The 13,360-nt window shown below is 66.8% G+C and carries 5 protein-coding genes; all 5 read left to right on the forward strand.

The window, feature by feature from the left end:
• Positions 1–170 precede the first annotated feature (170 nt).
• Positions 171–587 (forward strand): hypothetical protein, encoded by a 417-nt coding sequence (locus CKW40_RS11120; RefSeq protein WP_143748274.1) that lies wholly within the window; start codon positions 171–173, stop codon positions 585–587.
• Between the two features lie 112 nt (positions 588–699).
• Entirely contained in the window at positions 700–939 is a 240-nt protein-coding gene (locus tag CKW40_RS11125; protein WP_095199952.1) for a hypothetical protein, read from the forward strand.
• 180 nt (positions 940–1,119) lie between these two features.
• On the forward strand, positions 1,120–1,416 hold the full coding sequence (locus CKW40_RS11130; protein WP_095199953.1) for a DUF982 domain-containing protein: 297 nt from the start codon (positions 1,120–1,122) through the stop codon (positions 1,414–1,416).
• Between the two features lie 67 nt (positions 1,417–1,483).
• Positions 1,484–1,882 carry a DUF6074 family protein gene (locus tag CKW40_RS11135; protein WP_244571157.1) on the forward strand — a complete coding sequence of 133 codons (399 nt, stop codon included), beginning with the start codon at positions 1,484–1,486 and terminating at the stop codon, positions 1,880–1,882.
• 313 nt (positions 1,883–2,195) lie between these two features.
• Positions 2,196–13,178 carry an autotransporter outer membrane beta-barrel domain-containing protein gene (locus tag CKW40_RS11140; protein WP_143748275.1) on the forward strand — a complete coding sequence of 3,661 codons (10,983 nt, stop codon included), beginning with the start codon at positions 2,196–2,198 and terminating at the stop codon, positions 13,176–13,178.
• Positions 13,179–13,360 lie beyond the last annotated feature (182 nt).

The raw sequence follows: 13,360 nt of genomic DNA on the forward strand, positions 1-13,360 counted from the left end.
TGTGCTGGCGTGAAAATCCCACCAGATTTGGCACTTGGAGGCAAAAGGTTCAAGGAAGAACTGCCTGATGCAGCCCGAGCCGCCCGGATATTCGTGTCGCTAGGGCGGTCTCTTGCCGGTTTTCACATGGTTTGCTTTCCTTTCCGGCCATCGTGGGCTAGGGCGGGACGATGTTTTGGAGATCGCGTCCAACCCTGAAGCGCGCCAGATCGCTTGAAGCGCCGCTGACCGCAGCCTGCTCATGTCTGATGGGCCTGGTGCTGCTGGCGATGCTGTGCCTCGGCCGGCCCGACGTGCCCACCTTCGCGGACCCCGCACAGGGCGGTGCCAGCGTTGGCGTCGAACGGTCGAGCGAAGTGGCGGCGCTGCTGCGCGTCACCAACAAGGCGCAGGCGCTGGAGGTTCGCACCACCCGGCCTGTGCTGGCCAAGTTCGCCGGCGGCCATCCGGCACTGCCGGCTCCGCAAGCTGTTTTCCTTTGGCTCGCCCCGACGTTGCCGGCGGTTGTTGTTGCCGGATCTGGCGCGGTCTCCGCTCCGAGCGCGAGCGCCAACCAGCCGCGTGCGCCGCCGCCCACGCAGGCCTGAGCGGTCCAGGACCGCACTTCACCTCCAGTTCAAGCTATTCGCGTCGCGACCCGTGCGGCGGCTTTTCAGCCGCGCATGAGTGGTGCGGCGCGTCATTTCCGGATGATTGCAAATGCAACAACGTATCAAGACATTCAAAAGCCTGACGCGTGCGGCCTCGGCTGCTTCCTTTCTGTCCGTCCAGGCGTTCATCGGTATCGGAACCGTCTATTGGGCGATCGCCGAGACGCTCTATCTGTCGGGAACCGGAGCGCTCGTCCTTGGCGCGATGTTCGCCTTGCCGTCGGCCTACGTTCTGCTGACAGTGGTGCGCATGGCCTTCGACGCGGAGACCGACCCGGCCAACCAGTAATCGCGCCGCCAACTTGGAAAGTTCTGCCGGCCTAGCTGGTGCCGGCAAACTTCCTTGGCCCGTTTGCAGCAAGAACCGCCGTTTCCGCAGTGACGACACATTTGCGTGGCACTAGCCGGTCAAAGCAACTTTTGACGACGAACGGCGTTGCTTGGGCGACGCCGGTTCGGGAGATGCCTGATGGACAGATTGCAATTCGAGGTGCCGGTGCGCATTGCGCAAGGCTCCGGCTTGCCCGTCGAAGAGATTTACAGCGTCGACCAGGCGCTGGATTTTCTTCAGGACTGGCCGGCACGCCGGCAGGGGGCGGTGTATCAAAAAGCCTTCAACGCCTGCTTCGGCGCCACGGTTGACGTGGTCAAGACCGAGGATGCCTGCCGTGCGTTCATGGCGTTCTGCCGCGTCACCGGACTGATGGCCAGCGACATGATGGCGCCGCGCAAGCGTGGCGGCGAGGCGAGGGCGTTGCAGGCTTGAGGGCCGTTCGCCCCATAACCACTCCGCTTCCCAACCAACTCTGCTTGAATGAACATGATGATCTTGTTTGCGGATCATCACGCGCATCTCGTCCTATGACGACGCATCGACCGCGGCGTTAAGCTTCCGTTTCCACATCGGAGGCTACGCCATTGCTTGTTCAGCAATGGTTGATTCGTTGCGTCAGTTCATGGTTTGGAAGATGTCCCCAGAAAAAGTCCGTGCATTCCCGATCGACCGTCAGCTATTCCTGGTCAGGGAAGTTGCAGCCAAGCTCTACGATCTGCATGGCGAACCTGCAGCCTCGTTCTGGAGGGCTAAAGCAGCCGAATTGCTTGACCTCGTTGTTGGGTCGGGCAGAGACAGAGCCACAGCCAGTGATGAAGTGCGCAGGTTTTTCCTGGCCGTACAAAGAGAGCTTTCGGCCGGTCTGGCTGCTGAGCCGGCTCCAGTTCTTTCCGCCTGAAGCAAAGATTGCACTATTGCGATACGCTATTTTCTCCAATAGCGCGTAAACGCTGCCGATTGCTGTGGGGCTCTGTGCTTGAACGGCAACACTGCACCTAATTTACATCACCTCTATTCTTAGGAGCGCTTATTGCCATTGCAATCTGTTAGGTTGCATTAGCAAGGGCAGATTCGCGCCGGGGGCGGCGCGGGTCAGGGGGGTGATGATGACTCGTGTTGGGAGGGGCGCAGCCGAGTCTCGCTTTGTTTCTGGCTGGTTGAAACAGAGATTTCTTGGCCTTTCAGGGCTTGCGGCGGTGGCGGCCATTCTCATGGCGCTGACACTGTTCGTCGGCTCGACGGGTCCTGCCGAAGCGACTTGCACGGGGCCGAGTGGTGGCGTCGAGACCTGCGCGGGAGCCGGAACACAGTCTGACATCAGCTACACCGCGCCTGGCGTCACGACGCTCAACGTCAACACGCTGACGATCGACCCCAGCCGCATATCGCTGACCGGTTCGGGCGCGAGCCCGTCGGCGGCGACGGAAGTCCAACACTATACCTGCAGCACCGGCAATGCGGCCGACTGCGTCATCACCCCGGAAAAACCCGCCCAGAACGGCAATCCCGCCGTAGCCGAGAGCTGCGCGGTCGCCAATGGCGCCCCTGCCGGAACAAGCTGCGTCGCGCCGCCGGTCAAGGCCGCCGGCGGGCCTTCGGGCAATTCCGGCCCGACACTTGTGGTCAACTACAATCAGCCCACCGCCAACACCAATACGCCCAACAGCGGCGCGGTGATCGCGACAGGCACCATCGGTGTTCTCGGCGCCTCGAATGGCAGCCGCGGCGGCAATGGCAGCAACGGCTACGTCTTCTCCGATGGCGGTGACGGCGCCAATGGCGCCGACGGCGGTGTGATTACGGTCAACGTCGACGGCGCCATCAGGACAAGCAACAATTGCGTGTTGCCGACGGCTTGCCCCAATGCGGGCATCGTCGCGAGCAGCGTCGGCGGCGATGGCGGCGACGGTGGCGATGCCAAGGGCATTTCGGGCGATGCCGGCGATGGCGGGCTGGGTGGCAGCGGTGGCAACGCCACCGTCAATTTCAACAGCGGAAGTGTCGAAACGCTGGGTAACTATTCTGCGGGCATCGCGGCCATCAGCCAGGGCGGCCATGGCGGCAATGGCGGTGGCGGCGGCGGCCTGGTCTTCAATCCGGGCGGCGGCAGTCCGGCCGGTGCCGGTGGCAACGCCAATGTCTTCACCGGCGTCGGCACGACAATCACCACCTATGGCATCTATTCGCACGGCATAGCCGCGCAGTCGATCGGCGGCGGCGGTGGCGGCAGTGCCGGTGGTTTCGGCCTGTTTTCGTCCTCGGGCGGCGGTGGTGGCAATGGTGGCAATGGCGGCATCGTCCAGGTCACCAACAATGCCAACATCACCACCTGGGGCAACAATTCGCAGGGCATCCTGGCCCAAACCATCGGCGGCGGCGGCGGCGACGGCGGTTCGAACTTCGGCCTGTTCGCTTCGGGCGGCAGCGGCAGTCTCGGCGGCAATGGCGGCCCGGCCAATGTCGTGACCGTCGGCGTCACCAATTCCGGCGCGATCGTCACCCATGGCCAGGAGTCCAACGGCATCCTGGCGCAGTCGATTGGCGGCGGTGGCGGCAATGGCGGCAATTCCGGCGGTCTCGTGTCGCTTGGCGGCGACGGCGCCTCGACCACCAATGGCGGCATCGTCGAAGTGACGAACACCGCCGCCGGTTCGATCAGCACCGACGGCAAGCAGTCCGCCGGCATCTTCGCACAGTCGGTCGGCGGCGGCGGCGGCAATGGCGGCACCTCCGGCGGCCTGTTCTCGGCCGGCGGCAAGGGCGGCGCCGGCGGCAACGGCGCGCGGGTGACGGTGATCAATGCCGGCGATATCGAGACCGGAAAGAATGGTGCCGGCTCGGTCAATTCCGCCGGTATTTTCGCGCAATCGGTTGGCGGCGGCGGCGGCAATGGCGGTGGTGCTTTCTCCGGCGGCATCGGCTTCAGCGTGGCGATTGGCGGCGCCGGCGGGAGTGGTGGCATGTCCGGCGCGGTGGAGGTGCTGCGCGACGCCAACGATACCGCCTATTCGATCATCACCCATGGCGACCAGTCGGATGCCGTTTTCGCGCAATCGATCGGCGGCGGCGGCGGCAATGGCGGATTTTCGGTTTCGGGCGCGGTCGGCGTGCTTGCGCTCGCCATGGGCGGGGCTGCCGGCAATGCCAGCGACGGCAACATCGTGACGGTGGAGACCGCCGGCTCGCTGACCACCTATGGCCAGGGATCGCGCGGCATCTTCGCGCAATCGATCGGTGGCACCGGCGGCAATGGCGGCGCCGCGATCGCGGTGGCGGTCAACGCCACCGGGACATTCGCGGCGGCGATCGGTATTGGCGGCGATGGCGGCGCCGGCGGTGCATCGAAACTCGTCACCGTATCGAGCCTCAGCGACATTTCGACGGCCGGCAACAATGCCGGCGGCATCGTTGCCCAATCGGTCGGCGGTGGCGGCGGCAATGGCGGCTATTCGATCGGCGGTGCCATCGGCGGCGCGGTCGGTATTGCCGTCAATATTGGCGGCAAGGGTGCCGGCGGTGGTTATGGTGCCGACGTCATTGTCGGCAGTTCCGGTTCGATCCACACAAAAGGCAACAAGTCGGCCGGCGTCCTGGCGCAGTCGGTCGGCGGCGGCGGCGGCAATGGCGGCTTCACCGTCTCGGCCGCCCTTGGCGGCGGCGCGGCGAGCGTCGGCCTTGGCGGTGCGGGCGCCGACGGCAGCAATGCGGGCAACGTCACCGTCAATGCCGACGGCGCCGGCCATACAGTCGCTACCGCCTATGCCGGCACCTGGAACCTTGTCACCGAAGGCAAGAATGCGGTCGGCATCCAGGCCGAAAGCATCGGCGGCGGTGGCGGCAATGGCGGCTTCTCCGGCAGCCTCGCGGCGGGTGGGCTTGTCGGCGTCGGTGTCAGCCTCGGCGGCACCGGCGGGGGCGGCGGCGATGCCGGAACGGCGACCGTCAACAATGGCAAGAAGGTCGGCAACACCGTCACGCAGAACAACATTCTGACGATAGACGACAACTCGACCGGCATCCTGGCGCAGTCGATCGGCGGCGGCGGCGGCAATGGCGGCTTTGCCGTGACGCTCAGCGTCTCCGGCTCCTATGAAGGCGCCGGCGGCGCGGCAGCGGTCTCGGTCGGCGGCAGCGGTGCCACCGGTGGCGTCGGCAAGGACGTTTTCGTCACCAGCTACGGCAACATCGCCACTTACGGCAAACAGTCCGACGGCATCCTGGCGCAGTCGATCGGCGGCGGTGGCGGCAATGGCGGCTTCAGCGTCGCCGGCACGTTCACAACCGGGGCACTGGGCGCTTCGGTGGCCGTCGGCGGCAGTGGCGGCAGCGGGCAGAGTGCCGGCGAGGTGACGGTGACCTCGACCGGCAACATCCAAACCCATGGCGACCAGTCGATCGGCATCATGGCGCAGTCGGTCGGTGGCGGTGGCGGCAATGGCGGCTTTGCCGGCGCCGGCGCCATCACTTTGCAGGGCGTCAGCGCCGCGGTCGGACTTGGCGGCAATGGTGCGGGCGGCGGCAGCGCGGAGACGGTCCGCGTCACCTCGACCGGCGACATCACCACCTATGGTGATCAGGCAATCGGCATATTGGCGCAGTCGGTCGGCGGCGGCGGCGGCAATGGCGGCTCGACCGTTTCGCTGGCGCTGGCCAAGGATGCCGGTATCGGCGTGGCGCTGGGCGGCAAGGGTGGCGCGGCGGGCAACGGCCTCGATGTCACAGTCATCTCGACGGGCAACATCTCGACGGGCGCCGGCTTCATATCAGGTGGTGTTCGCGGCACGGGCGCTGCCGGCATACTGGCGCAATCGGTCGGCGGCGGCGGCGGCAATGGCGGCTTCGCCGGCACGCTCGGCGGCGGCAAGTCGATCGCCGTCGGCGTGGCGTTTGGCGGCAGCGGCGCCGGTGGCGGCAGCGCCGACATCGTCAAGGTCACCTCGACCGGCAACATCTCGACCAATTTCGACAATTCGTCCGGCATCATCGCGCAGTCGATCGGCGGCGGCGGCGGCAATGGCGGCTTCAGCGTTGCCGTCACCGGTGCGCTCGGCGATCCCGATGCGGCGACGGCGTCGGTCGCGATCGGCGGCAAAGGCGGCGTCGGCGGCGTCGGCAAGGACGTGACGGTGACGAGCACCGGCACGATCACGACGACAGGCAAATTCTCCAACGGCATACTGGCGCAGTCGATTGGCGGCGGCGGTGGCAATGGCGGCTTCGCGGTCGCCGGCTCGGCCACAACAGGCAATGCCGGCATCGGCGTCGGCGTCGGCGGCACGGGCGCCACCGGCTCGACCGCCGGAAAGGTGATCGTCAACAGCTATAGCCTCGTCGACTCCAATGGCCAGCCGGTGCTGCAGGCGCCGTCGTCGAACACGGTTTCGATCTGGACCCAGGGCGACAATTCCTCCGGCATCTTCGCGCAGTCGGTCGGCGGCGGTGGTGGTTCGGGCGGCTTCGCCGGCAGCCTTGGCGTCGGGCTCGGCGGCGGCGGGCTGGGCGTCAGCATCGGCGGCGGCGCCGGATCCGGCTCGACCGCCGATACGGTCACCGTCACCAGCTACAACAACATCCTGACCGGAGGCAAAGATTCCTTCGGCATCATGGCGCAGTCGATTGGCGGCGGTGGCGGCAATGGCGGCTTTGCCATCGCACTGGCCGGCAGCAAGGATATGGCGGCGAGTGTCGCGGTTGGCGGCTCTGGCTCGAGCGGCGGCGACGCCGCGGTCGTCACCGTCACCAGCCACGGCAACATCGAAACCGATGGCGACGGCTCGCATGCGATCTTCGCGCAATCTGTCGGCGGCGGTGGCGGCAATGGCGGTGGCGCCGTGGCCGGCACTTTGACCGGCCAGGGCACGGGCAGTCTGGCCGTCGGTGTCGGTGGTTCCGGCGACAATGGCGGCGACGGCAAAGCGGTGACCGTCACCTCGACCGGCGACCTGAGGACCGAAGGTTTGAAGGCCGACGGCATACTGGCGCAGTCGATCGGCGGCGGCGGCGGCAATGGCGGGTTCTCCGGCGCGCTGGCGATCACCACGGGGGCCGGCGCGATCGGCGTTGGTGTCGGCGGTTCCGGCAAGGGCGGCGGCAATGCCGACACGGTCACCGTGACCTCGACTGGCAACATCGTCACCCTCAAGAACGGTTCGAACGGCATATTGGCGCAATCGGTCGGCGGCGGCGGCGGCAATGGCGGAGCCGCGGTCACCATCGCCGGCGCCGGCCAGAAAGCGGCCGCTGCGGTTTCTGTCGGCGGTGCCGGCGCCAAGGGCGGTACCTCGCAGCTGGTCACGGTCAACAACATCGGCACGATCAACACGACCGGCGACAAGGCGAACGGTATCCTTGCCCAGTCGATCGGCGGCGGCGGCGGTACCGGCGGCTTCGCCATTTCCGGAGAGATGGTGGTCGATGGCGCCGGCGGCGCCAGCGTCAGCGTTGGCGGCAATGGTGGTGCCGGCCAGGATGGCGGCCGCGTCATCGTCAACAGCAATGTCGGCACCACGCTCGCCAACAACAACGCGACCATTCACACCGTTGGCGGGGATTCGAATGGCATCTTCGCGCAGTCGGTCGGCGGCGGCGGCGGCGATGGCGGCTTCTCAGGTGCCGTTTCGGTCACCGGCCAGAATGCCAAGGCCGCGATCGCCGTCTCTGTCGGCGGCTCCGGCGCGGGTTCCGGGGATGGCAAGACCGTGAACGTCACCTCGGTGGACAACATCCTGACCGAAGGCAATGGCGCGAACGGCATCCTGGCGCAGTCCGTCGGCGGCGGTGGCGGCAATGGCGGGTTCTCCTTTGCCGCGACAATCAAAGGTTCGCTCGGCAAGAACCCGAGCAAGAACGGCGCGGTCTCGGTATCGCTTGGTGGGGGTGCTGGTTCGGGTGGCGACGCCGAGAAGGTCACGGTCGATTCCACCGGCATCATCCAGACCGGCGGCGCCAAGGCTTTCGGCGTGCTGGCGCAATCGGTCGGCGGTGGCGGCGGCACCGGCGGGCTTAGCGTGGCGGCAGCGCTCAACCTCGGTGAGGGCGGCAACCAGATCACCGCCGCGGTCGGCGGCGAGGGCGGCGGCGGTGGCACCGGCGGCGAAGTGCTGCTGACGCGCCACGGCTCGACCATCACCACCGGCGATCAGTCCGTCGGCCTGTTCGCACAATCGGTCGGCGGCAGCGGCGGCAATGGCGGCATGGCGATCTCCGGCGTGATTGCCGGCACCGATGCCAAGACCCTGTCGGCCAGCGTCGGCGGCTTCGGCGGCGCCGGCACCAACAGCGGCAAGGTGACGATCGACAACACCGGTGCGATTTCGACCTACGGCGTCGAATCGCACGCCATCCAAGCGCAGTCGATCGGCGGCGGCGGCGGCAATGGCGGCATGGCCGTCTCGGCCGTCATCGGCTCGCTCGGCACCGGAACCAATTTCAATGCCGGCGTGACCGTCGGCGGCTTCGGCGGAGACGCCGGCTTTGCCGGCGACGTCTTCGTGACCAATCACGGCCTGTTGCAGACCGCCTTGCTCGCGGCCGGCCAGACCGTGACCAATGGTGACGGCGCCTACGGCATCTTCGCGCAATCGGTCGGCGGCGGCGGCGGCTCCGGCGGCAACGCTATCACCGGCGTGCTCGGCCTCAACGGCAACAATGCGGGCACGCAGGTCAATGTCAGCGTCGCCGTTGGTGGCTCGGCCGGCAACGGCAACACGGGCGGGAACGTCACCATCAGGCAGTATGGCGGCATCGAAACCAACGGCATGGGCGCCTTCGGCATCTTGGCGCAATCGATCGGCGGCGGCGGTGGCACAGGCGGTCGCGCCAATTCGATCTCGTTGCAGCTTGGCGCGAAATGCACCCTTCCGAAAGTCTGTGAACCGGCCGGTGGCAAGCCGAACTGGAACCTCCAGGCGACGGTCGGTGGCGCCGGCGGAACCGGCAATGACGCCCAGACCGTCGATGTCGGCAACTATGATTTCATCACCACGCATGGCGACAAGTCGTCCGGCATCGTCGCGCAGTCGATCGGCGGCGGCGGCGGCATTGGCGGCGACGCCTATGTGGGCACGGGCGGCCTGCTGGCGATACCTTACGTGCCGGTCGATCCGACGCTGCTCCTGAAGCCGCTCGGCACCAGCAGCCTGACCAGGTCCGGCACGGTCGCCATTGGCGGCAATGGCGCCGGCGGCGGCAATGGCGGTACCGTCATCGTTGCCAATGAAGGCGTGATCACGACCCACGGCACCAAGTCGGACGGCATCCACGCCCAGTCGATCGGCGGCGGCGGCGGCGATGGCGGCGACGGCGAAGCCGGCGCGCTCGGCACTGTCGGCATCGGCGGCCAGGGCAAGGCCGCCGGCAATGGCGGCTCGGTCACCGTCACCAACGGCAAGACCGACCTCAGCCAGGCCGGTGTGGCCATCATCCAGACATTCGGCACGTCGCCGACGCCGCCGGCAGAGGGCGCGCCGAGCGCTGACCCGGAGCAGGGCTATTCGGCTGGCATCTTCGCGCAGTCGGTAGGTGGCGGTGGTGGCACGGGCGGTGGCGCTGGCGGCCTGCTGTCGCTCGGCGGCTCGGGCAAGGCGGGCGGCACCGGCGGTCATGTCACGGTCAACAATTATGGCGGCATCCTCACCCATGCCGATGATTCGGTTGGCATTTTCGCGCAAACGATTGGTGGCGGCGGTGGCGCCGGCGGCTCGCTCGGCATCAGCGCGATCGCGGTCGGCGGCTCAGGTGGCGCCAGCGGTTCCGGCGGCCAGGTGGATGTCATCAACGACGCGATGATCGAGACGCATGGCATCGATTCCTACGCGATCCAGGCGCAGTCGGTGGGTGGCGGCGGTGGTTCGGGCGGCGGCAAGAATGGCGGCATCACCGGCTCGATCCCGGCCCTTATCTCGATCGGTGGCGCCGGCGGCTCGTCCGGCATCGGCGGCATCGTCAATGTCACCAACAACAACAGCCTGCACACCTATGGCGCCGGCGCGGACGGCATCAACGCACAGTCGATCGGCGGCGGCGGCGGTTCGGGCGGCCGCGCGATCGGCTTCATCGCCGTCGGCGGCAAGGGTGGCGATGTCGGTAATGGCACCACCGCCGGCAGCACCGGTTCTGGCGGCGCGGTCACCGTCAACAACAATGCCAATGGCACGATTACGGTCGAAGGCGTTGGCGCACACGGCATCTTCGCACAGTCGGTCGGTGCCGGTGGCGGCTCGGGCGGTGGCGCCTTCGGCGTCAGCATCGTGCCGGTCGCGATCGGCGTCGGCGGTGGCGGCGGCAGTTCGGGCGATGGCGGCATCGTCACCGTCAACAACCATGGCGACATCACGACAGTGTCGGCCTCGTCGGTGGCGATCTTCGCTGAATCGATCGGCGGCGGCGGCGGCACGGGCGCCATGAGCGTGGCGGCGAGCCCCGCGCCCGGCGCCTTCACCTTCGGCATCGGCGGCGACGGCGGCGCCAATGGCAAGGGCGGCAACGTCAATGTCACCAATTTCAGCGACGGCATCATCCACACAAAGGGCTTTGGCTCGACCGGCATCATGGCGCAGTCGGTGGGTGGCGGCGGCGGTGCCGGCGGCGCGTCCTATTCCGTATCGGGCGGTCCGCCCGGCCTTGCCATCGCGCTCGGCGGCAAGGGTGCTGCTGGCGGCGACGGTGGCATTGTCACCGTCATCAACAATGGCGCCATGCAGCTCGACGGCGACAATTCCGTTGCGATCTTCGCGCAATCGGTCGGCGGTGGCGGCGGCTCGGGCGGCACAGCGATTGCCGCGGCGATCGGCGTGCCGGTGTTCATCGGCGGCGATACCGGCGCGACCGGCAAGGGCGGCGACGTCACCGTCACCAATACGGGGCAGATCAGGCTCACCGGCAATGGCTCGGTCGGCATCTTCGCGCAGTCCGTCGGTGGTGGTGGCGGCGTCGTAACCGCAGGCACCGACGGCATCGTCCAGGCCGTCGCCGGCGGCAGTGGCAATGGCGGTGTGGTCACCATCAACAGCAACGTCGCCATGCTGATCACCGGCGACAATTCGGTCGGCGTGTTCGGCCAGAGCATCGGCGGCGGTGGTGGCGTCGGCGGCTTTTCCGGCAACTATCTCGGCCTCGACCAGGCGCCGGCCGCAAGCAGCATGATTATGGCCATGGCCCCGCAAGGCTTCATGGGCAGCGCCGGCGGCGGTGGCACCGGCGGTGCCATCACCTTCACGCAGACGGCCGACCTCGCGGTCACCGGCAAGAATTCCTTCGCGCTGATGGAGCAGAGTGCCGGCGGCACCGGCGACATTGCCGACAATGGCGACATCAACGTCACCATCGCCAGCGGCGTGACGATCACCGGCGGGTCGGGTGCGGGTGCCGGCATCGGCTACAAGGACGGCAAGGACAATCTGCTGACCAACAACGGCATCGTCCGTTCGATATCGCTGATCGACGGCTACGCCATGCGCGGCGGCGTCGGCAATGAAACGTTCGACAACAAGTACCTGACGGTCGGATCGATGGACCTCGGCGCCGGTCTCAACATCTTCAACAACAAGACCAACGCGGTCTACCTGATGGGCGACACGGTCTATCTCGACCTGCCTGGCCAGTTCAACAATGACGGTTTTGCCGCTCCCGGCGGCCTCGACCGCGTGATGACCACCGAAGTCACCGGCAACTGGTCGCAGTCGCTTGGCGGCGTCTATCTGCTCGATCTCGATCTCGACCCTGAAGCGGACCGCATCAATGTGAGCGGGACCGCCGACGTCAATGGCCTGGTCAGCATCAACATCATGAACCCCGGCGCGGCAAAGCCGGGCAATCAGGATTACATCATCCTGGAGGCGCAGGGCGGTGTCACCGACAATGGACTGAAGCTCGATACGATCCCGAGCGCGGTGGCGCAGTATTCGCTGAAGTATCCGAATCCTGAGGATATCGTCCTCGATGTCGACATCAATTTCGCCCGCACCGGCCTGACCGAAAACCAGACCGCGGTGGGTCAGGCGATCAACGCGATCCAGACCGATCTGACGTCGCCGAACTTCACCAAGATTGCCAACGCGATCTTCTACATTCCGACGCTCGACCAGCTTGGCGCCGTCTACGACACGATCTCTGGCGAGGGCATCAGCGGCTTCCAGCAGCCGGAGTTCGACGCCAACAACACCTTCCTGGCGCAGATGAACCGGCAGTCCGATGCCTGGCGCATGGGCCTGTCGACGGATCCGATGAGCCAGTCGCTGAAAGTGCCTGAGGCGGCCTATGCCGAACCGCCGGGCAAGGCGCATCCGTTCGATGCCTTGACCAAGGCGCCCAACCCGCAGCGCTGGAATTACTGGGCAACGGCGGGCGGCAATTCGGGCGTGGCTTCCGGCGATCCCGTGGTCGGCAGCGCGGCCCTTGGCTACAAATCCGGTAACTTCGCCGTCGGCCTCGACTCGCAAGGCGATCCCGATGTCCTGATGGGCTTTGCGCTCGGCGGCGTCGCCGGATCCTTCACCGTGCCGGATCGCGAAACCTCGGGCAACATCATCGGCGGCCATGCCGGTGCCTATGGCGCACGCAAATGGGGCCAGTTCTACATCAACGGTTCGCTGGCGATGGATCTCTACAGCAATACGACCGACCGCTTCACCTCGGTGCCTGGCGCGCCCAATCCGCTCAATCCAGTGCCGGCAATCACCAGGGAACACTGGACCGGCGATTTCATGAGCGCCGGCTTCGGCACCAGCCTTGAGGCCGGCTGGCGGCAGCCAGTCGGCGCCGGCGCCATCACGCCGTTCGCCGGACTGCAGTTCCAGGCACTGGCAATGCAGGCCTTCTCGGAAAAGTCGACCAGCGACGGAGCGCTCGGCCTCGACTTCGACAGCCGCACGGTCATCTCGCTGCCGGTCTCGCTCGGCCTGCAGCTCGACACGACGGTTGCCATCGGCGAGACGAAGACGCTGCAGGCCTGGGGCCGTGCCGCCTGGCTGCACGAGTTCAATCCGGACCGCTCGGTGGAGCCCACCTTCCAGGCGGCCCCCGGCTATGCCTTCGTCGTCCAGGGGGCAGCGGCTGCCGAGGACGCGGTCACCGTCAACGCCGGCGTCAAGCTGAACTGGAGCTCCAACACCTCGGTGTTCGCCACTTTCGACGGCAAGTTCGGCGACCGGGTGCAGACCTATGGCGGCAATGTCGGGTTCAGGGTGAACTGGTAGGCGAGGGCACGGATCGCTCGCCAGTCGGTACATGGCGCACTATCGCGGGCTGGCAGCTCTGAGGCGTCGGCGCTTGCCTTCGCTGGCGCCCACGGTGCGTTTTGTTCATCAGCGATGTCTGCGTGCACCGGTCAGCCAACGGTCGGGTGTTTTGAAGCCAATCCAAAAAATGAACGGAACTT

Origin of the sequence: Mesorhizobium carmichaelinearum (genome assembly GCF_900199455.1) — a bacterium.
Taxonomy (GTDB): domain Bacteria; phylum Pseudomonadota; class Alphaproteobacteria; order Rhizobiales; family Rhizobiaceae; genus Mesorhizobium; species Mesorhizobium carmichaelinearum.

Bases quoted from the DNA above. Each gene is read 5' to 3' on its own strand.
- CKW40_RS11120 (WP_143748274.1), top strand. From the start codon at position 171: ATGTTTTGGAGATCGCGTCCAACCCTGAAGCGCGCCAGATCGCTTGAA.
- CKW40_RS11125 (WP_095199952.1), top strand. From the start codon at position 700: ATGCAACAACGTATCAAGACATTCAAAAGCCTGACGCGTGCGGCCTCG.
- CKW40_RS11130 (WP_095199953.1), top strand. From the start codon at position 1,120: ATGGACAGATTGCAATTCGAGGTGCCGGTGCGCATTGCGCAAGGCTCC.
- CKW40_RS11140 (WP_143748275.1), top strand. From the start codon at position 2,196: ATGGCGCTGACACTGTTCGTCGGCTCGACGGGTCCTGCCGAAGCGACT.